The organism is Streptomyces sp. NPDC005706 (assembly GCF_040631045.1).
In the GTDB taxonomy this organism is placed as follows: domain Bacteria; phylum Actinomycetota; class Actinomycetes; order Streptomycetales; family Streptomycetaceae; genus Streptomyces.
In genome coordinates this window covers 64,364-84,311 of the sequence record NZ_JBEXYS010000001.1, presented here as the reverse complement: position 1 = coordinate 84,311, position 19,948 = coordinate 64,364, and the positions used below count along the sequence as shown (strand labels likewise).

Below are 19,948 nucleotides of genomic sequence, written 5' to 3'. Positions count from 1 at the left end.
CGGTCGCCTCGGAGCCCTCGTACAGAGCGGCTCGTGGCCATCGTACAAAGAAAGCGATGCAAAGAGGGTGTTGCAAAGGGAGCTTTGCATAGCTACCTTTGTACGCATGACGGAGCACGAGGAACGCGCACAACGCCGGCTGGACGCCCGCTCTTTGCGGGGACTGGCGCACCCGCTGCGCATGCAGATGCTGGACACCCTGCGCCAACGCGGCCCCGCCACCGCTTCCCAACTGGCCGGGAAACTCGGCGAGTCCAGCGGGGCGACCAGCTACCACCTGCGCCAGCTCGCCGCCCACGGCTTCGTCGAGGACGCCCCCGGGCACGGCAAGGGACGGGAGCGCTGGTGGCAGGCGGTGGACCAGGGACTGGTATTCGACAGCGCCGACTTCGAGGGCGCCGGACCGCAAGTGCGCGGGCTGGCCGAGGCGTACCTGCACGAGACCGCCGGTACCCACGCCCGCGAGCTGTCCACCTGGCTCAGCACCCGGGACCAGTGGTCCGCGGAATGGTCCCAGGGCTCCGACATGAGCGACGCGACGCTACGGCTCACGCCCGGCCTGGCCGCCGAGCTGGTCGAGCGGATGCACGCCCTGATCGGCGAGTACCGGGGCCGGGCGACCGGCACGGACACGCCCGGCTCCGAGCAGGTGCGCATCCACACGCACCTGTTCCCCGTCGAATCCGACTGAGACGAACCGAGAGGCCCCGCCATGCAGCTCACCATCCGGCTCGCCCAGCACCACACCGCCGGTCTGCGCGCGACCGCCGCCGCGCACCACCTCGCCGCCGAGGCCAGGCCCCCGGTCGAACTGCGCACCCGCGTCGGCTGGAGGCTGGTCGAGCTCGGCCTGCGGCTCGCCGCCGCCCCCAGGCCGGTCCCGGCCGCCTGCTAGATCGCCGAGGTTCAGCAGCTCGGGACCCGGCCCTTGCCCGTCTCCAGGGCCACCAGGGAGTTCACCGCTCCCTGGAGCGTGGTGACCGGGACCAGCCGCAGCCCCTTCGGCAGCTCCGACCTGGCGTCGGAGCACTCGGCCTTGGGCACCAGGAAGACGGTGGCCCCGTCCCGCCGGGCGGCCTGGGTCTTCAGGGCCACCCCGCCCACCGCGCCGACCTTGCCGGCCGCGTCGATCGTGCCCGTACCGGCGACGGTGCGGCCGCCCGTGAGGTCGCCGCCGCGGCCGTCGCCGTCCAGCGTGTCGATGATCCCCAGGGTGAACAGCAGTCCCGCGCTGGGCCCTCCCACGTCGGCGAGCTTCAGCCGGACCTTGACCTTGTCGGGGCTCAGGTCCAGGTACTTCAGGGCCGCCTGGGTCGCCGCGTCCTGGGACTGCCGCATCTGCTTCGCGTTGTACTTCTCGATCTCCTTGACGCTGTTCCCGCTCGGATAGACCGCGTCCCGGGGCATCACGGCCCGGTCCGTGCGGAACCAGTTGCCGAGCACGTCCGCGAGCGGCACCCGGGTGTCCGGGCCGGTCGCCTCGATGGTCGTCATCCGCAGCTGACCGCTGGTCTCCCGGACCGGCGCGCCCGAGACGGTGATCACCTGGGCGCTCCGGTTCTTGCCGAGCACGTCCGCCGTCATCCCGGGCTGCGCCACCGAGAACGGCAGCGGCGCGAACACCGCCGTGGCGAGGAGGGCCACGACGGGCAGGGCGCAGACGGCGACGGCCTGGGAACGCGTGAGACGTGAGAGCACGCAATCAATCTACGTGAGACCCCGGTGGCGGCCCACCGCAGCTCAGCGCAGCGCCTCCGCGACCTCCCGGGCCGCGTCCATCACCCGCGGCCCCACCCGCTCCGGCACGGACTCCGCCAGCATCACCACGCCCACGCTGCCCTCGACCCCCGTCACCCCGACCAGCGGCGCCGCGGCCCCGCAGGCTCCGGCCTCCAGCTCGCCGTGGGTCAGGGTGTACCCGGGGTCGGCCCGCGGCGACTGCCGGGCGGAGAGGATCGCCCGGCCCGCGGCCCCCCGGTCCAGCGGATGCCGGAAACCGGCCCGATAGGCCACGTGGTAGTCCGTCCAGGTCGGCTCGACCACCGCGACGGCCAGCGCCTCGGTCCCGTCCACCAGGGTCAGGTGCGCCGTCGCCCCGATGTCCTCGGCGAGCGACCGCAGCGCCGGCAGCGCCGCCTCCCGTACCAGCGGATGCACCTGCCGGCCGAGCCGCAGCACCCCGAGCCCGACCCTGGCACGCCCGCCCAGATCACGCCGTACGAGCGCGTGCTGCTCCAGCGTGGCGAGCAACCGGTACACCACGGTCCGGTTGACGCCCAGTTTGTTGGATAGCTCGGTGACGGTCAGCCCGTGGTCGGTGTCGGCCAGCAGCTTGAGGACACGCAGTCCCCGGTCGAGCGTCTGGGAGGTCTCCGCGGTCACGACGCCCACTCCTTCGGCGGTGAGGTCGGCGGACCCCGGAGCGACGGATGCGACACCGAGTCCCGACGGCGACGCGCTTCAGAGGCCGCCGATCGGCAGGACGCCCGGCGGCTCCGGGCCATGTCGCTTCACGGCTGCGCTCCGCGGCGGCGCTGCCACGGGGCGTGTGCGTAGCCGGACAGTAGCGAAGGCGGTTCGCTGAGCGGAAGCCTCCGTCCAGAATCCGGTCAAGGCCGGATCCGGACTGCCTGCATTCGTCCGCATACGCACGTACCCCAGGCTTTTACCGCATGCGCGTCGCCCACTCCTGCACCTTTGCGATCCGCTGGCGCAGCTGCCCCGCCGTCGCCTCCGCGCTGGCCGGTCCCCCGCACACCCGGCGCAGCTCGGTGTGGATGACACCGTGCGGCTTGCCGCTCTGGTGGACGTAGGCGCCGACCAGGGTGTTGAGCCGCTTGCGCAGCTCCATCATCTCCTTGTGGCTGACCACCGGACGGCGCTCGGCGGGCAGTTCCAGCAGGTCGGCCTCGGTGTCCGGCTTCTTGCGGCTGTGCGCGATCTGCCGGGCCTGCCGCTTCTGCAGCAGCATCTGCACCTGGTCGGGCTCGAGGAGGCCCGGGATGCCGAGGTAGTCCTGCTCCTCCTCGCTGCCCGGGTGGGCCTGCATGCCGAACTCGGCGCCGTCGTAGAGGACCCGGTCGAAGACGGCCTCGGACTCCAGCGCCTCGAAGGAGAACTGCTCCTGCTCGCCGGTGTCCTCGTCCTGCTCCTTGTTCGCCTCCTCCATCTCCTTCTCGGATTCGGCGTACGGGTCCTCCTCGCCCTCCTTCTTCGGCTTGTCGAGGGCGTGGTCGCGTTCCTTCTCCATCTCGTTGGCGAAGGTCAGCAGGTCGGGCACGGTCGGCAGGAACACGGACGCGGTCTCGCCGCGCCGCCGGGACCGCACGAAGCGGCCGACGGCCTGCGCGAAGAACAGCGGGGTCGAGATGGTGGTGGCGTAGACGCCGACCGCGAGCCGGGGCACGTCGACGCCCTCGGACACCATGCGCACCGCGACCATCCAGCGGTCGCCGCCGCCGCTGAAGTCGTCGATCCGCTTCGAGGCGCCGGCGTCGTCGGACAGCACGAGGGTCGCCTTCGTCCCGGTGATCTCCCGGATGAGCTTGGCGTAGGCGCGGGCCGAGTCCTGGTCGGAGGCGATGACCAGGGCACCGGCGTCCGGGATGCCCTTCCTGACCTCGGTCAGCCGCTGGTCGGCGGCGCGCAGCACGCTGGGCATCCACTCGCCGCGCGGATCGAGGGCGGTGCGCCAGGCCTGGCTGACCGCGTCCTTGGTCATCGGCTCGCCGAGCCGGGCGGCGATCTCGTCACCGGCCTTGGTGCGCCAGCGCATGTTGCCGCTGTAGGAGAGGAAGATGACGGGCCGCACGACATGGTCGGCGAGGGCGTTGCCGTAGCCGTAGGTGTAGTCGGCGGCGGACCGGCGGATCCCGTCCTGCCCCTCCTCGTACGTGACGAAGGGGATCGGGTTGGTGTCGGACCGGAACGGCGTACCGGTCAGCGCGAGCCGCCTGGTCGCGGGCTCGAAGGCCTCCAGGCAGGCCTCGCCCCAGGACTTGGAGTCACCGGCGTGGTGGATCTCGTCGAGGATCACCAGGGTCTTGCGCTGCTCGACGCGGTTGCGGTGCAGCATCGGGCGGACACCGACGCCGGCGTAGGTGACGGCGACGCCGTCGTAGTCCTTGCCGAGCGGGCCCGCGCTGTACTCCGGGTCGAGCTTGATGCCTATCCGGGCCGCGGCCTCCGCCCACTGCTTCTTCAGATGCTCGGTCGGCGCGACCACGGTCACCTGCTGCACGACGTGGTGGTGCAGCAGCCAGGAGGCGAGGGTCAGCGCGAAGGTCGTCTTGCCGGCGCCGGGCGTGGCCACCGCGAGGAAGTCGCGCGGCTGCTCCTGGATGTACTTCTCCATCGCCCCCTGCTGCCAGGCACGCAGCTTGCCGGCGGTGCCCCAGGGGGCCCGGCCGGGGAAGGCCGGCGAGAGATGGTGGGAGTGTGAGGCGGAAGCGGCGGTGGTAGTCACGGTCTCCGTGGATCAAGGGGTAGGGCGGCTCGGCTACGTATGACAACCGGGCCACCCTACCGGCGCCCCGGCGGCGCCGACGCGCGAACACGGCCGGGCCGCCCTCGGGTGGGACTCACGTCACAGCCGGCGCAGCCGTCCCGCGATCTGGCCCACATCGCTCACCCGGCCGGATGCCACGTCGATGACCAGGCCGTACGCGGTGTCCTGGTCGACGCCGGCGAGATCCACGCCGTTGAGCGCGAGGAAGGTGGCCGTGGCCAGCCAGGCGGTGCGCTTGTTCCCGTCGACGAGTGGATGGTTGGCGGCGAGGGCGTGCGGCAGGGCGGCGGCCTGCTCGTGCAGGTCCTGGTAGGCGGCCGTGCCGAACATCCGGGCGCGGGGCCGGTGCACGGCGGAGGCCGGCAGTCCGGGCTCCCGGGCCTCGGGCGGGCGGCCGCCGAAAGCGACCTCCGCGATGGTGGTGACCTCGGCGACGGTGAGGTGACGGGTCATTCGCCGAGCCTCCTCAGCAGGTCGGCGTGGCTGAGCGCGAGGCGCTCGGCGCACGCGCGGACGGCCGCTTCTTCCTCGCGCAGATACCGGCGTACGGCGTCCAGCGCCAGTTCCTCGCAGGGGCGGCCGGACGCGTCCGCGAGGTCGTCCAGTGCCTGCCGGGTGGCGGGGTCGAAGGAGAGGATCAGCTCGTGCATGCGGCAAGGGCAGGGACCGGCGATGTGCCCGGCGACCGGTTTGCCAGGGAGGCGGCGCTCCCGGGTTCACACCTCGCGGAGCCGTCGCGTCACCCACGCCCCCACCAGCGCCACCGCAGCCATCGGCAGGAAGACGGCGGCGAAGGCGGCGGGGTGGGACCCGCCGGCCGTCGAGGCCGGCGTGGCCGCCGCGCTGCCGCCGCCCAGGGCCGCGAAGGCCGCGCCGGTCGCCGCGAGGAGGACGACGTTGGAGAGGGCGTCGGAGATCTGGAGCGCGGCGGAGTTGGCACCGGCCTGGCTGGGCGCGGAGAGCTGGAGCAGCAGCACGCTGGTGGAGGAGATCACCAGGCCCATGCCGAAGCAGCCGAAGCCCCAGGCGACGGCGACGGTCCAGACGGGCACGGAGTGCAGCAGCACGCTCGGCGCGGCGACGATCGCGGCGGCGACCAGCACCATGCCCACCGTCATCAGCCGCTCCCGGTACGGCTCCACGCGGGGCCGCGACTGCACCCACGAGCCCAGCGCCCAGGTGACCCCGCCGGCCGCCAGCGAGAACCCGGCCAGCGTCGGCGACAGCCCTCGCTGGGTGACCAGCATCAGCGGGACGAAGGACTCGGCGGCGATGAAGGATCCGGCGGAGACGCCGCGCAGCAGGACGACGGAGGGCAGGCCGCGCGCGGCGCGGTAGGTGCCGCGCGGAAGCAGCCCGAGGACGGCGGGCACGAGCAGGGCCGCACCGGTGAGGCCGGGGGCCAGCGAGAGCCATCGCAGGTCCTGCGCGGCGTACTGCAGGAGTCCCGCGCCGAGGGAGATGGCGAGGGCGAGCCGGATGCGGCGCCGGTCGAAGGAGGCGGCGCCGTCGGTGCCGTCCACGGGGCCCGCCGCCCGGCGCCGTATCTGCGGCAGCGCGAGGGCGAGCGGGAAGACGACCAGGGCGGGGATGCCGAGGAAGACCCAGCGCCAGCCGAGGTGCTCGGTCACGGCGCCCGAGGCGAGCGGGCCGACGATGGACGGTACGACCCACCCGGCGGCGAAGGCCGCCATGATCGCGGGCCGCAGCCGCTCGGGGTAGGCGCGCCCGACGACGACGTACAGCGCCACGATGACCAGCCCGCCGCCGAGGCCCTGCACGGCCCGTCCCAGGATGAACACCCACATGACCCCGGCGGTCCCGGCGACGACGAGCCCGGCGGCGAAGGCGGCGATCCCAGTGGTCAGCGCGCCGAGCGGCCCGCGCCGGTCGGACCACTGGCCGGCGAACACCATCCCGAACAGGCTGGTCGTGAAGTACCCGGAGAACGCGAACGCGTACAGCGCCAGCCCGTCCAGCTCGCGCGCGGCCACGGGCATCGCGGTCCCGACGGCGGTCGCCTCGAAGGCGATGAGCAGCACGACGGAGACGATCCCGATACTGAGCGCCCGGTGTTCCCGGCTCAGCACACCACCGCCGTCCTTCTCGACGGCATCACTCACCACAACGGTGTCACGGGACTCGAGGGCACTCATGGTCGACAGAGTAAGGTCCACGGCCCCGTTTGACCCCTGTCGGTGGTCCCGCCCGCACTCCGACCTTGGTCGTAGACCCCCGGCCCGCGCTTCATGAACGGCGTATGGCAGTCCCGTTGCGGCGCCGCGGTTTCCCTTGAGCGGGTCGTCGGCCGCGCCCTACGTTCGTCTCAGCACGACACGACCGTGTGCCCGAGTGGTTCAGGGAGTCGCCTGCAAAGCGACTTACGCGGGTTCGATTCCCGCCACGGTCTCCAACTACAGCACCCCGCCCGCCTCGTCCTGGAACAGCTGTGTCCAGTAGTGCCAGGCGGTGTCCGGCAGGGTGGCCGTGGGGTCGACCGCGGTGAGGGTGTGGATCATGGTCGCGGCCAGGTGGTCGTAGGCCCGCGTGCTCAGCTCGTGCGACAGGTGTTCGTCGATGGTGCGCTCGTGGTGCAGGAGCCAGAGCGTGAAGGCCAGGGTGGAGACGTCGGTGTTCAGGGGGTGGAGCGTCGCCTCGGGCTCGCTGAAGGTGAGCACCGCGCCCGTTCTGCCGTCGACCACCAGGCTGTGGTCCTCGATCAGGTGGCCGAGGCGGATCAGGTGGCCGGCGTGGGCGGGAAGGACGTCCAGGGGGTAGTCGTCGCAGCGCTCGGTGGTGAAGTACTCGGTGAGCGTCGGCAGCGGGACGTCGGTGTCGGCGTGGAAGACGACCGCCTCCTCCGGCAGGCCCGTCTCGCGCAGGAAGCGGCGGGTCGGCTCGTGGGTGAGCGTGGCGGGGAAGTCGACCTCCTCGAACCGGGCCACCCGGCCGTGGCCGAACTCCTGCTCCAGCAGGCGGGCCGGAACGTCCAGGGTGAGACCGGACGTGGTGCCCGGCCCCGCGACGAGGGCCAGCGGACGGATCAGGGCCGCGGCCTTCCAGTAGGGCGGGACCCGGCCGTCCGTGCCCTCCGCGAAGAGGGCGAGCAGGCGGCGCGATGCCTCGGTCGCCGTCCGCGGGCCGTACTTGCCGGCCAGGGACGCGAAACGGCCGCGCAGGCCCGCCAGTTCCTCCGTGACCGCGGCGAAGCGCAGCAGGGTGGACAGCGAGGGCGCGAAGGGGCGCGGGTCGGACGGGCCCACGAGGCGGGCCGTCGTCAGCTCGCCGGTGTCGCCGTCGAGCAGGATCGACTCGCGCTCCATGCCGGCCGGGTTCAGCAGTTCGCCGATCACCAGGCGGCCGCGCAGTTCCTCCGCGAGGCGGAAGGGGCCGTCGGTGGCGTCGCCGAGGGTGCGCAGACCGTGCGCGCGCAGCGGGGAGAAGGTCAGCAGGGCGGTGTCCGCGGGCAGTCCGGGACCGGTGAGCAGTCCGCGGGTCGGCGTGTGGGTGATGTGACGGCCCAGTTCCGCCTCGGTCAGTGTGATCGCCGGGACCCCGGCCTCGGTCGTGCTCATCGCTCCCCCGCGATCGTCCCCGTGCGTGCCTGTGTGCGTGCGTCGTCGTGCGCGGTGCCCGGGCAGGTGCCCCCGACTGCTCAGCACACTACGCCGCACCACTGACAACGGCCCTCACCAGGAAGGACGTCAGACGGGCCGGGTCCGTTGCCCGCCCTGCCCGCGCACGGCCGTCGCCGTGCGCGCGGGCATGCTCACTGGGACGTCACCACGGCCGCCTGCGGGCGGATCGGGAGGCGGTTGACCGGGCGGCCCGTCGCCGCGCGGACGGCGGAGGCGATCGCCGCCGGAGACGTCACCACCGGGACCGCGCTGACCGGCTTGGCGCCGAAGGGCGCTACCACGTCCCGTTCCTCGACCAGCTTCACGATCCGGATGTCCGGCGCGTCCAGGGCGGTCGGCAGCGCGTATCCGGTCAGGTCGGGGTGGCGGATCAGACCGCGCGGGGTGCGCAGGTTCTCGGTGAGGGCGATGCCAACGCCCTGGGTGACGCCCGCCTCGATACGGGCCGCGAGCTGGGCGGGGTTGAGGACCCGGCCGACGTCCTGGGCGACCGCCAGCTCCACCACCCGGACCGAGCCGATCTCGATGTCGACGTCCACCACCGCGCGGATCGCGCAGAAGGCGAGGCCCACGAAGGCGTCGCCCTGGCCGGCGGCGTCCAGCGGCTCGGTGGGGTGCGGACGGCACTGGGCGGTGGCCCACAGCTCCTTGCCGTCCATCGCCTCGGTGACGGTGGTCGACAGCACACCGTCGTAGGAGGTGATCTTGCCGTCCGTGATCTGCAGCAGTTCGGTGGACATGCCGAACTTGTGGGCCAGGGGCTGCAGGAGCTGGGTGCGGACCATCTTCGCCGCCCGCTCCACCGCGCCGCCCGACACCCAGGTGTGGCGGCCGCGGCAGCCCGGGCCGGCCGGGGGCTGGTCGGTGTCGACGGGTGCCACGTGCACCTCGTCGATACCGAGCGTCTCCTGGACGATCTGGCGGGCGAGGGTGGTGAAGCCCTGGCCCGTCTCCACGGCCCCGCAGAGCACGGTGGCCACGCCGTCGTGCACCTTCACCGTCGCCGTGGAGACCTCGTCGGCGCCCTCGGCGCCGAGCATGTGCACCATGCCCAGGCCGTAGCCGACGCCCCGGCGCACCGCGCCCGGCTCGCCCGCGCCCTCGGGGCCGCCGGGCAGCAGCCACTCCTCCTCGGGGGTGTCCACGGGGAGTTCGGGCAGCGGGAAGTCACGGACCGCCTGGAGGAGTTCGGCCACCGGCGCCGGGCAGGTCACGGTCTGGCCGATGGGCAGGACGTCGCCGGTCGCGAGCGCGTTGCGCAGGCGCAGCTCGGCCGGGTCCAGGCCCAGTCTCTTCGCCAGCTTGTCCATCTGCGCCTCGTAGGCGGCGCACACCTGCATCGCGCCCTCGCCGCGCACATGGCCGGAGGGCGGGTTGTTGGTGCGTACGGCCCAGCCCTCGATGAAGGCGTTCGGGACGACGTACGGGCCGCACGCGAAGGACACGGCGGCGGCTAGGGCCTCGGCGGAGGTGTCCGCGTAGGCGCCCGCGTCGAGCAGGATCTGCGCCTCGACCTTCACCAGCCGGCCGTCGGCGTCCGCGTGGTGGCGGTAGCGCAGCAGGGTGGGGTGGCGGTGGACGTGGCCGAGGAAGGACTCCTCGCGGGTGGCCGTGAGCTTCACCGGGCAGCCGGTCTTGAGGGCGAGCAGGCCGAGCGGGAGCTGGAAGCCCTGGTCCTCCCGGTCGGCGGTGGCGCCGGGCACCCCGGTGACGACGATCTTCACCCGGTCCGGGGACAGGCCGTAGCAGGCCGCGGCCGTGTCGCGGTCGGTGTGCGGGTCGGTGGAGGCGAGGTACAGCTCCACGCCGCCGTCGGGGCGCGGCACGGCCAGGCCCGCCTCGGCGCCGATGGGAGCCGGGTCCGCGCGTCCGATGCGGTACTGGCCCTCGACGACGATCTCGCCGGCCGCCTCCGGGTCGCCGTGGTGCAGGGGGATGTGCCGGATCAGGTTGCCGTCCGGGTGCAGCGGCTCGGCCTCGAAGGCGTGTTCGGGGTCGGTGACCGGGTCGAGCACCTCGTACTCGACGATGACGGCCGCGGCGGCCATCCGCGCGGTGTCGGGGTGGTCGGCGGCGACGGCAGCGATGGGCTCGCCGTGGTGCCGTACGACCTCGGAGGCGAACACCGGGCGGTCCGGCGTGCCCCGGCCGTGGCGGGGGGTGCCGGGGATGTCCTCGTGCGTGACGACGGCGCGTACGCCGGGCATCTCACGCGCGTGGGTGGTGTCGATGGAGACGATGCGCGCGTGCGCGTGCGGGGAGCGCAGCACGGCGGCCCACAGCAGCCCCTCGGCCCACAGGTCGGCCGCGTAGGGGAAGGTCCCCTCGGTCTTGGCGCGGGCGTCGGCGTGCGGCAGCGATGCGCCGAGGCCGTGCGGCAACGGCTCGGGGTCGTCGGCGGGCGCCGCCGCGGTGGCGGTCGCGGTGGCGGCTTCGTTGGTCACGCCTGGCCTCCGTCCTGGCCGTACTGCTGGTCGCGCGGTCCCGGGGTTCCGAAGGTGCCGGGGCTGTCGAAGAGCCCCGGTGACTCGAAGGCCGCCGGGTTGACGCCCCCGGCGCCCGGGCCCGCCTGGTGCGGGATGCGCGCCTCTTCGGTGGCCGGCCCCTCGTCGGCGGTGGTGTGCGCCTCGCGCTCGGCGACGACCTCCTTGACGGCGTCCAGGACACCCCGGTAGCCGGAGCAGCGGCACAGGTTGCCGCACAGGGCCTGGCGGGTCTCCAGCTCGGTCGGCGCGGGGTTGCCCTCGAGGAGGTCGTGCAGGGTCATCGCCATGCCGGGCACGCAGAAGCCGCACTGCACGGCGCCGCACCGGGCGAGCGCCCGCTGCACGTCGGAGGGCCGGCCGTCGGCGGCCAGGCCCTCGACGGTGCGCACCTCGCTCCCGGCCGCAGTGACGGCCGGGACCAGGCAGGAGGCCACCAGGCGGCCGTCGACCTGCACGTTGCAGGCGCCGCACTCGCCCTGCGAGCAGCCGTCCTTGGCCCCGGCGAGGCCGAGCCGTTCGCGCAGGACGTACAGCAGGGACTCGCCGACCCAGGCGTCGCCGACGGGCCGGTCGGTGCCGTTGACCCGCAGGACGTAGGAGGCGAGGGGGTGGTCGTCGTGGGGCGGGAGGGCGGCGGGGTCGTCCCCGGGCGTGTCGTCCTGGTCCGCGGGCCGGGCCGCCGGGTCCTCGCCGGCCGCCGCGTCCCCGGCCGCCGGTGCCCCGTCCTGCGGCGCGTCCGCGGCGGACCCGGCGCCGGTGTCCTCGGGCGCGTCGGCCGGGTCCGCGGGGGCCGCCCCCGCGGCCGTGTCCGGCGCTCGAAGGGCTTCGCGGGCCGTCTGGTGAACGGCGGGCCCGTCGTGCCGTTCCGGGCCGTCGGCGGGGCCCTCAGGGGCCTGCGCGGCCGGGGCCGGGCGGTAGGGCGGCTCGGGCGCGAACTCCGGTGCCGTGGGCGCTTCCGCGGAGGGGGGCGCGAACTCCGTCGCCGGGGCCGCGTCGTCGGCGCGGGGCGCGGCGTCCGGCTCCGGCTCTCCCCACGGCTGTCCGGCGGTCTCCGTCGCCCAGGGCGCGGGCGCGCCGCCCGGAAGGGTGGCCGGCGGGGTGCCGCCCCACTGCTCGACCAGCGAGGACGTGGTGAACTCGCCCGACTCGTCCGGGAGGTCACCGCCGGCGACCGGGATGGACCACTGTCCGGTGACGTCGTGTCCGGGGGCGGGCGGGGCCGCGGGCTCCTCGAACGTCCACTGCTGGGTCGCGGCGGGCTGGTACGTGAACCGGTCGCCCGCGCCCGGCTCCTGGGGCACCGCGTTCGGTTCGGGCCACCGGCCGCCGCCGTCGGGCGCGGGCCAGGCGTCCGCGGGTCCCTCGGGGGGCGCCGCCGTTATCCGCGGCGGGACGTAGCCGTGTCCGGGGGCGGCCAGCGGGCTGTCGCCGGACAGCAGGGCGTCGATGCCGCCCTCGGGCAGCTTGACGAAGGCGGTGGCGCCGTCGTCGTAGTCGCCCTGGGGCAGCGGGTCCCAGCGGCCACCGCCCTGCCGGGTGCCCTCTCCGTGCTGGTCGTCGGTCACGACAGCGCCCTCCCCAGTGCTCGTCGGGCCAGCGCGGCGACGGTGCGCCGCAGGTGCAGTACGGCGGGCGGCAGCGGGACCACGGAACCGTCCGGCTCCGGGACCGGGTCCGGGATGCAGGCCGCGGCGACGTACTCCCCGAAGGCGTGCAGGGCCTCGGGGACGAGAGCGCGGTCGTTGTCCCAGTCGATGAGCTGGGCGACCCACTGCTCGGCGTCCAGGGGGCGCAGCGGCATCGGCGCTATGGCACCGACGGCACAGCGCACCCCGCGCCGGGCCGGGTCGAGCACCACCGCCACCGAGGCCAGCGCCCGGCCGGGGCCGGTGCGCCCGGTCGCCTTCAGGAAGACCTGCGGGGCGTGCAGCAGCGGCACGCGCACGTAGCCGATGAGTTCGCCGCCGCGCAGCATGTCCACGCCGGCCAGCAGGTGCGAGACCGGAATCTCCCGGCGGGCTCCGTTCCGGCCCGCGATGATCAGCGTCGCCTCGAGGGCGGCCAGCACCGGCAGCGCGTCACCGGTGGGCGCGGCCGAGGCGATGTTGCCGCCCAGGGTGCCCGCGTTGCGGATGTGCGGCGGGCCGGCGGCGCGCGCGGCGGCGGCGAGCGCCGGGATCAGGGCCGCGAAGTCGGGGCGGCCCATGCGCGCGTGCGTGAGGCCCGCGCCGAGCAGCGCGTGGCCGTCCTGGTACTGCCAGCCGCGGATCTCGCTGATCCGTCCGAGGCCCACCAGGGCGGCGGGCCTGAGCTGGCCGGAGTTGACGGCGGCCATGAGGTCGGTGCCGCCCGCCACGGGGACGGCGGCGGGCATGGCGGTGAGGGCCGCCACGGCCTCGTCCAGTGTCGTGGGCAGCGTCACGGCCTGCGCCGCCTGCGGTGCGTGCGTGGTCAAACCGGCTGCCCCTTCCCGCTGCCCCACCTGGTCCCACCTGTGTGGCCGTACGGTACGTGCTCACAGGGCGGACGTGGCAACTCTGGCACATCTTCGCAAGGGCCGGACGCGGGGGTCCGCTAGGAGGCATTCGCCCACCTCATCGGGGACATATTCCGTTTTCGCACGGCATCACCGGTGCGCGCCGATTGCCACTCTTCGGTGACTCCGCCGCGTTTTCCGTCATTCGTTCTACGAGCACCCGTTCCACCGGCGGACGGGGCACCGCCGGACGGGCACCGGCGGCGGGGCACCGGCGCCCGCGCCTCCTAGCGGTTCGGGGGCGCGCCGTCGATCGGGCGGCCGAGGACGCCGGGGCGCCGCTGCCAGGGCCGCGGCCCGGTCGGCGGCCGGTAGCCGACGCCGAGGGCGTCAAGTCGCCGGTAGTGGGCGGCCATCCGGTGTTCGAAGTCCGCGAAGTCCCGCTCCGCCGGGGCGGGCAGCCGGCTCCAGGCGACCTCCGCGAGGGCGGCGAGCCGGGGAAAGGCCTGGTAGTCCACGCGCGCGGCGTCCTCCATCACCTCGGTCCACACATTGGCCTGGGTGCCCAGTACGTGCCGGGCCTCCCCGGCGGTGAGTCCGGCCGGTACCGGCTCGAACCGGTAGACGTCCTCCAGGGTGCGCACGAAGCCGATCGGCACGGGTTCGTCGTCCCCGGGTGCCTGCCGGTGGTCCAGGTAGACGTACTGCTCCGGGCACATGACGACGTCGTGGCCGGCCCGCGCGGCGGCCACACCGCCCCCGTAGCCGCGCCAGGACGACACCGCGGCGCCCGGCGCGAGTCCGCCCTCCAGGATCTCGTCCCAGCCGATGAGGCGGCGCCCGCGCGCGGTGAGCCAGGTGTCGAAGTGGCCGATGAACCAGGACTGCAACTCGTCCTCGCCGGCGAGCCCGAGGTCCGCGATCCGGCCCTTCGCGGCCGGCGACCGGCGCCACTGGTCCTTGCGGCACTCGTCGCCGCCGATGTGCACGAACTCGGAGGGGAACAGTTCCAGTACTTCCTCGAACACCCCCTCGTAGAAACGGAGGGTGTTGTCGGTGGGGGCCAGTACGTTGGCGGAGATTCCCCAGTTGTCCCAGACGGTGAGGGCGGAGGTGTCCACGACATCGGTGTTGCCGAGTTCCGGATACGCGGCGATGGCGGCCTGCGAGTGGCCCGGTACGTCGATTTCCGGGACGACGGTGATATGCCGCTCGGCGGCATAGGCGACGATCTCCCGGATGTCGTCCTGGGTGTAGTGACCCCCGTGCGGCTTCTCCTCCCACAACGGCGAGGCACGGTGGCCGAATTTCGTCCGCGCCCGCCAGGAGCCGATCTCGGTCAGCCTCGGGTACCGCCCGATCTCGATCCGCCAGCCCTGATCGTCCGTCAGATGGAAGTGGAAGACGTTGAGTTTGTGCGCGGCCATCAGATCCAGGTACCGCAACACGCCTTCCTTGGGCATGAAATGCCGGGCGACGTCCAGCATGAGCCCGCGCCAGCCGAACCGGGGGGCGTCCTCGACGGTGACCCGGGGCAGTTCCCACACCCGGTCCGGATGCAGCGGCGCGCGGCGGAACGCGTCGGGGCCGAGCAGTTGCCGGAAGGTCTGCGCTCCCCAGAAGACGCCGGCGGCGCTGCCGCCCTGGATGCGCGCCGGACCGCCGTCGGTGACGAGGCGGTAGCCCTCGGGGGGCAGGTCCGGCTCGATGCTCAGTACGACGCGGTCGTCCCCGTCGTCCGCCTCCGGAAGCGGCAGGCCGGTCGCCGCGCCGACGGTGGCCCGCAGCCACCGCGCCACACCCTCGGTGCCGGGCCGCGCCTGGAGCCCCGTACCGGCGCCGATGCTCGTGTGCCCGGCGGTGTTCCGCGAACAGCGCGCCGGAGCCGGGATCAGATCCACCTTGTCGGTCACATCAGTCCTTGATGAAGGAAAGCGTTCCTACCGGGGAACTGCGCCGCGGCGCGGCGCATTGTTCGCCGTGCGCGACTTCGAGGAGGCTATTGCCGACATGAGCATGCCCACAAGAGGTCTGGACCAGTTAGTGGCCGAAAAACGCAAAGGCCCCCGAGCCCGCGTCCGTGACGCGGACCCGGGGGCCCGAGGGTCTTCAGGCGGACAACGGGCGGACGTCTACTTGTCGCCGCCCTTGTCGTCGCCACCGCTGCCCATGGACTCGTAGATCTCCTTGCACATGGGACACACGGGGTACTTCTTCGGGTCGCGGCCGGGCACCCACACCTTGCCGCACAGCGCCACGACGGGGGTGCCGTCGAGGGCGCTCGCCATGATCTTGTCCTTCTGGACGTAGTGGGCGAAGCGCTCGTGGTCGCCGTCGCCGTGGGACACCTGTGGCGTCGGCTCTACGAGGGTCCCCGTACCAGTCCCGCGCTCGGGCTCGAGAGTGCTCATATCGCAAGGGTACTGAAGCGCGCGGGCATCAGTTGAGCGACGGGTCGTCGGGATACGTGGCGACCATCGCCAGCTCGTTGCGCTGGCGGCGCAGCACCTCGCGCCAGAGGGTCTCCGGCTCCGGGCAGGACACGTCGCCCGGCTCGGACTCCACGACGTACCAGGCGCCCTCCACCAGCTCGTCCTCGAGCTGGCCGGGGCCCCAGCCGGCGTAACCCGCGAAGATCCGCAGTGAGCCGACGGCCGAGGCGAGCAGCTCCGGCGGGGCCTCCAGGTCGACCAGACCGATCGCGCCGTGCACCCGCCGCCAGCCGAGCGGGGCGCTGTCCCCGTTCGATCCGCCCGGGATGACCGCGACGCCGAGCGCCGAGTCCAGGGAGACCGGACCGCCCTGGAAGACCACTCCGGGCTCACCGGCCAGCTCCGCCCAGCCCTCCAGGATGTCGCCCACGCCCACCGGGGTGGGGCGGTTGAGGACGACACCGAGGGAGCCCTCCTCGTCGTGGTCGAGAAGGAGCACGACCGCACGGTCGAAGTTCGGGTCCGCCAGGGCGGGGGTTGCCACGAGCAGCCGCCCTGTGAGCGAGGACACCTCGGTCATGCCAGACATGATCCCGCATCTTCCCCCGCCGTGGGGAGCCAATCGGGGTGCGCGAGTGAACGCAGCTCAGGGCGCACGGGGGCGCGTCCGGCGCCGGTGACCCCTTGTGCCCGGCGGTGAACGGTTCGTGTTGTGACACAGCTATGACGCGGCTGGGCGGTACTTGGGCTTACAGGACGGGGGTAATAGGCGATTACCCTGTCTCTCCGGCCCCTGCGCAAAGTGATCGGCCGGCCCCTGCCCGACTCATCGGAACGCGAGATTCATGACCGTCAACGACGATGTCCTGCTTGTCCACGGCGGAACCCCGCTGGAGGGCGAGATCCGTGTCCGCGGTGCGAAGAACCTCGTACCGAAGGCCATGGTCGCCGCCCTGCTGGGCAGTGCGCCGAGCCGACTGCGCAACGTTCCGGACATCCGTGACGTGCGTGTCGTACGCGGCCTGCTGCAGCTGCACGGGGTCACCGTCCGTCCGGGTGAGGAGCCCGGCGAGCTGGTCCTCGACCCGTCGCACGTGGAGAGCGCGAACGTCGCTGACATCGATGCCCACGCGGGTTCCAGCCGTATCCCGATCCTGTTCTGCGGCCCGCTGCTGCACCGCCTGGGGCACGCGTTCATCCCGGGCCTCGGCGGCTGCGACATCGGCGGCCGGCCGATCGACTTCCACTTCGAGGTGCTGCGGCAGTTCGGCGCGACCATCGAGAAGCGGGCCGACGGGCAGTACCTGGAGGCTCCGCAGCGGCTGCGCGGCACGAAGATCCGGCTGCCGTACCCGTCCGTCGGCGCGACCGAGCAGGTGCTGCTGACCGCGGTGCTGGCCGAGGGTGTCACGGAGCTGTCCAACGCGGCCGTCGAGCCGGAGATCGAGGACCTCATCTGCGTACTGCAGAAGATGGGCGCGATCATCGCGATGGACACCGACCGCACGATCCGCATCACCGGTGTGGACAAGCTCGGCGGCTACACCCACCGCGCCCTGTCGGACCGCCTGGAGGCCGCCTCCTGGGCGTCGGCGGCGCTGGCGACCAACGGCAACATCTACGTCCGCGGCGCCCAGCAGCGCTCGATGATGACGTTCCTGAACACCTACCGGAAGGTGGGCGGTGCCTTCGAGATCGACGACGAGGGCATCCGCTTCTGGCACCCCGGCGGGCAGCTGAAGTCCATCGCGCTGGAGACGGACGTGCACCCGGGCTTCCAGACCGACTGGCAGCAGCCGCTGGTGGTCGCCCTGACCCAGGCGACGGGCCTGTCCATCATCCACGAGACGGTGTACGAGTCCCGGCTCGGCTTCACCTCGGCGCTGAACCAGATGGGCGCCCACATCCAGCTCTACCGCGAGTGCCTGGGCGGCTCCGACTGCCGCTTCGGCCAGCGCAACTTCCTGCACTCCGCGGTCGTCTCGGGGCCCACCCGGCTCCAGGGCGCCGACCTGGTCATCCCCGACCTGCGCGGTGGCTTCTCGTACCTCATCGCGGCCCTGGCCGCCGAGGGCACCTCCCGCGTCCACGGCATCGAACTGATCAACCGCGGCTACGAGAACTTCATGGAGAAGCTCGTGGAACTGGGCGCGAAGGTCGAGCTGCCGGGCAAGGCACTCGGCTGACCCGAACACGCCGAAAGGGCGGCCCCCTCCAGAGGAGGGAGGCCGCCCTTTCGGCGTCTTTGGCTGAGGCGCCCCAAGGGGCGCGGGGAACTGCGCGACCAGCCACAGCGAACCCGCGGTCACCCGCGGCGCTGCGTCAGAACGGCGCTCCAGTCACCCGGCGCCACCCAGCGGAGCGGCTTGCGCTTACTTGCCCTTGGCCGCTTCCTTGAGCTTCGAGCCCGCGGAGACCTTGACGCTGTAGCCGGCCGGGATGTTGATGGGCTCGCCGGTCTGCGGGTTGCGCGCGGTACGAGCGGCACGGTGGGTGCGCTCGAAGGTCAGGAAGCCGGGGATGGTGACCTTCTCGTCGCCCTTGGAGACGATGTCGCCCACGACCTCGGCGAACGCGGCCAGAACGGCGTCGGCGTCCTTGCGGGTCACCTCGGCGCGGTCGGCCAGCGCGGCCACCAGCTCACTGCGGTTCATGTTGTTACTCCCGTGTTCTTCTTGCCGTTGAGGCGTGAGGTGAGATCGATGCCGATGCGCTCGCGCCCAAAGACGCATCCTGCCCCTACCTGCGGCGGTAATGCCAATCCGGCACCCGTAGGAGTCGTGAGAACACCCTAGGGAGTCACACGAGAAGCGCCTGCTCGGCCGTCACCCTAGAGGGCGCCCGCCGGTGGGGGGTTCCACGACGCGCCGAGGCGGGGGCGGCCGTGTCCATCCTCACAGCCCCCGCACCCTACGCGCTACGGCGCCTACGACGCCGCGCCCGCCGCCTTCGCGGCCTCGCGCACCGCGCCCGCCACGGCGCCCGCGACCTTGTCGTTGAAGACGCTCGGGACGATGTAGTTGGGGTTCAGCTCGTCCTCGGTCACCACGTCGGCCAGTGCCTTCGCGGCGGCGAGCATCATCTCGGTGTTGACGGTACGGGACTGGGCGTCCAGCAGGCCACGGAAGACGCCCGGGAAGACCAGGACGTTGTTGATCTGGTTCGGGAAGTCCGAGCGGCCGGTGGCCACGACGGCGGCCGTCTGCCGGGCGATGGCGGGGTCGACCTCGGGGTCGGGGTTCGCGAGCGCGAACACGATGGCACCCTCGGCCATGGCGGCCACGTCGTCGCCGTCGAGGACGTTCGGGGCCGAGACGCCGATGAAGACGTCGGCGCCGCGTACGGCCTCCTTCAGGGTGCCGGTGAGGTTCTCGGGGTTGGTGTTGTCGGCGATCCAGCGCAGCGGGGAGTCGGCCGGGGCGTCCACCAGGTCCTCGCGGTCCGCGTGGACGACACCGCGGATGTCGGCCACCACGGCGTTCTTCACACCGGCGGCGATCAGCAGCTTGAGGATGGCCGTACCGGCGGCGCCGGCCCCGGACATCACGACCCGGATGTTCTCGATCGCCTTCCCGGTGCAGCGCAGCGCGTTGGTCAGGGCGGCGAGGACGACGATCGCGGTGCCGTGCTGGTCGTCGTGGAAGACGGGGATGTCGAGGGCCTCGCGCAGTCGGGCCTCGATCTCGAAGCAGCGGGGGGCGGAGATGTCCTCGAGGTTGATGCCGGCGAAGCCGGGGGCGATCGCCTTGACGATCTCGACGATGGCGTCGGTGTCCTGGGTGTCCAGGCACAGCGGCCAGGCGTCGATGCCGGCGAACCGCTTGAACAGGGCGGCCTTGCCCTCCATGACGGGCAGCGCGGCCTTCGGGCCGATGTTGCCCAGGCCCAGCACGGCGGAGCCGTCCGTCACGACCGCAACGGAGTTGCGCTTGATGGTGAGGCGGCGGGCGTCCTCGGGGTTCTCGGCGATGGCCATGCAGACGCGGGCCACGCCGGGCGTGTAGACCATCGAGAGGTCGTCACGGTTGCGGATGGGGTGCTTGGACGCCATCTCGATCTTGCCGCCGAGGTGCATCAGGAACGTACGGTCGGAGACCTTGCCGAGGGTGACGCCCTCGATCCCGCGGAGCTTCTCGACGATCTCGTCGGCGTGGGCCGTGGAGGTGGCCGCGATGGTGACGTCGATACGGAGCTTCTCGTGGCCGGACGCGGTGACGTCGAGGCCGGTGACCGAGCCTCCGGAGGACTCCACGGCGTTGGTGAGCTGCGAGACGGCGGTTCCGCTCGCGGGCACCTCCAGCCGGATGGTCATCGAGTAGGAGACGCTGGGCGCCGTTGCCATGGCCGACTTCCTCTGCTTTCACCGTGTCGCGTGTAGTGCCGTCCGATCGTCGCACCTACCCCCGAGT

Annotated in this window: 18 protein-coding genes and 1 tRNA gene; 4 read left to right on the top strand and 15 right to left on the bottom strand. The window is 72.8% G+C overall.

Annotation, left to right across the window (positions count from 1 at the left end; genetic code table 11):
* The first annotated feature begins 106 nt into the window (after nucleotides 1-106).
* Together ABZ478_RS00320 and ABZ478_RS00315 are read left to right on the top strand one after the other, a co-directional pair.
* Nucleotides 107-691: a winged helix-turn-helix domain-containing protein gene (locus ABZ478_RS00320; RefSeq protein ID WP_359544274.1), complete on the top strand. Its 585-nt coding sequence runs from the start codon at nucleotides 107-109 to the stop codon at nucleotides 689-691.
* Nucleotides 692-712: 21 nt separating this feature from the next.
* Nucleotides 713-895, top strand: a complete 183-nt coding sequence (locus tag ABZ478_RS00315) for a hypothetical protein (protein WP_359544273.1) — start codon at nucleotides 713-715, stop codon at nucleotides 893-895.
* Nucleotides 896-906: 11 nt separating this feature from the next.
* On the opposite strand, the gene ABZ478_RS00310 is transcribed toward ABZ478_RS00315, so the two are convergent.
* The 6 genes from ABZ478_RS00310 to ABZ478_RS00285 form a co-directional block, all read right to left on the bottom strand.
* A complete protein-coding gene (locus ABZ478_RS00310) occupies nucleotides 907-1,698 on the bottom strand; it encodes a S16 family serine protease (protein WP_359544272.1) in 792 nt (263 codons plus the stop codon).
* A 42-nt stretch (nucleotides 1,699-1,740) separates the two neighbouring features.
* Complete coding sequence (locus ABZ478_RS00305; protein WP_358930389.1) at nucleotides 1,741-2,382, bottom strand: helix-turn-helix domain-containing protein; 642 nt, start codon at nucleotides 2,380-2,382, stop codon at nucleotides 1,741-1,743.
* A gap of 283 nt (nucleotides 2,383-2,665) precedes the next feature.
* Complete coding sequence (locus ABZ478_RS00300; protein WP_359544271.1) at nucleotides 2,666-4,465, bottom strand: DEAD/DEAH box helicase; 1,800 nt, start codon at nucleotides 4,463-4,465, stop codon at nucleotides 2,666-2,668.
* Nucleotides 4,466-4,585: 120 nt separating this feature from the next.
* Nucleotides 4,586-4,960 carry a type II toxin-antitoxin system death-on-curing family toxin gene (locus tag ABZ478_RS00295; protein ID WP_359544270.1) on the bottom strand — a complete coding sequence of 125 codons (375 nt, stop codon included), beginning with the start codon at nucleotides 4,958-4,960 and terminating at the stop codon, nucleotides 4,586-4,588.
* Entirely contained in the window at nucleotides 4,957-5,157 is a 201-nt protein-coding gene (locus tag ABZ478_RS00290; RefSeq protein WP_359544269.1) for a hypothetical protein, read from the bottom strand. The genes ABZ478_RS00295 and ABZ478_RS00290 overlap by 4 nt, the downstream gene beginning before the upstream one ends.
* 66 nt (nucleotides 5,158-5,223) lie before the next feature.
* On the bottom strand, nucleotides 5,224-6,663 hold the full coding sequence (locus ABZ478_RS00285; RefSeq protein ID WP_359544268.1) for an MFS transporter: 1,440 nt from the start codon (nucleotides 6,661-6,663) through the stop codon (nucleotides 5,224-5,226).
* 182 nt (nucleotides 6,664-6,845) lie between these two features.
* Here ABZ478_RS00285 and ABZ478_RS00280 point away from each other — a divergent pair.
* A tRNA-Cys gene (locus tag ABZ478_RS00280) sits at nucleotides 6,846-6,920 on the top strand.
* A 1-nt stretch (nucleotide 6,921) separates the two neighbouring features.
* Here ABZ478_RS00280 and ABZ478_RS00275 read toward each other — a convergent pair.
* From ABZ478_RS00275 to ABZ478_RS00245, 7 genes are all read right to left on the bottom strand, one after another.
* Entirely contained in the window at nucleotides 6,922-8,082 is a 1,161-nt protein-coding gene (locus tag ABZ478_RS00275) for an SUKH-4 family immunity protein (protein WP_359544267.1), read from the bottom strand.
* 194 nt (nucleotides 8,083-8,276) lie between these two features.
* The gene (locus ABZ478_RS00270; RefSeq protein ID WP_359544266.1) at nucleotides 8,277-10,589 is read right to left on the bottom strand and encodes a molybdopterin cofactor-binding domain-containing protein; all 2,313 of its coding nucleotides are present in this window, start codon (nucleotides 10,587-10,589) and stop codon (nucleotides 8,277-8,279) included.
* Nucleotides 10,586-12,196, bottom strand: coding sequence for a 2Fe-2S iron-sulfur cluster-binding protein (locus tag ABZ478_RS00265; RefSeq protein ID WP_359544265.1), 1,611 nt, complete (start codon nucleotides 12,194-12,196; stop codon nucleotides 10,586-10,588). The genes ABZ478_RS00270 and ABZ478_RS00265 overlap by 4 nt, the downstream gene beginning before the upstream one ends.
* Nucleotides 12,193-13,086: an FAD binding domain-containing protein gene (locus ABZ478_RS00260; protein ID WP_358930376.1), complete on the bottom strand. Its 894-nt coding sequence runs from the start codon at nucleotides 13,084-13,086 to the stop codon at nucleotides 12,193-12,195. The genes ABZ478_RS00265 and ABZ478_RS00260 overlap by 4 nt, the downstream gene beginning before the upstream one ends.
* 308 nt (nucleotides 13,087-13,394) lie before the next feature.
* Nucleotides 13,395-14,999, bottom strand: coding sequence for a beta-N-acetylhexosaminidase (locus ABZ478_RS00255; protein ID WP_359544973.1), 1,605 nt, complete (start codon nucleotides 14,997-14,999; stop codon nucleotides 13,395-13,397).
* 240 nt (nucleotides 15,000-15,239) lie between these two features.
* Entirely contained in the window at nucleotides 15,240-15,518 is a 279-nt protein-coding gene (locus ABZ478_RS00250; RefSeq protein WP_143638399.1) for a DUF3039 domain-containing protein, read from the bottom strand.
* 28 nt (nucleotides 15,519-15,546) lie between these two features.
* Nucleotides 15,547-16,119, bottom strand: a complete 573-nt coding sequence (locus ABZ478_RS00245) for a YqgE/AlgH family protein (RefSeq protein ID WP_358930373.1) — start codon at nucleotides 16,117-16,119, stop codon at nucleotides 15,547-15,549.
* 265 nt (nucleotides 16,120-16,384) lie between these two features.
* Here ABZ478_RS00245 and murA point away from each other — a divergent pair, with 265 nt between their 5' ends.
* Nucleotides 16,385-17,725, top strand: a complete 1,341-nt coding sequence (gene murA, locus ABZ478_RS00240; RefSeq protein WP_358930371.1) for a UDP-N-acetylglucosamine 1-carboxyvinyltransferase — start codon at nucleotides 16,385-16,387, stop codon at nucleotides 17,723-17,725.
* Nucleotides 17,726-17,911: 186 nt separating this feature from the next.
* Here murA and ABZ478_RS00235 read toward each other — a convergent pair whose 3' ends face one another.
* Entirely contained in the window at nucleotides 17,912-18,193 is a 282-nt protein-coding gene (locus tag ABZ478_RS00235; protein ID WP_067001509.1) for an HU family DNA-binding protein, read from the bottom strand.
* Nucleotides 18,194-18,465: 272 nt separating this feature from the next.
* Nucleotides 18,466-19,881 carry an NAD-dependent malic enzyme gene (locus tag ABZ478_RS00230; RefSeq protein ID WP_359544264.1) on the bottom strand — a complete coding sequence of 472 codons (1,416 nt, stop codon included), beginning with the start codon at nucleotides 19,879-19,881 and terminating at the stop codon, nucleotides 18,466-18,468.
* Between the last annotated feature and the right edge of the window lie 67 nt (nucleotides 19,882-19,948).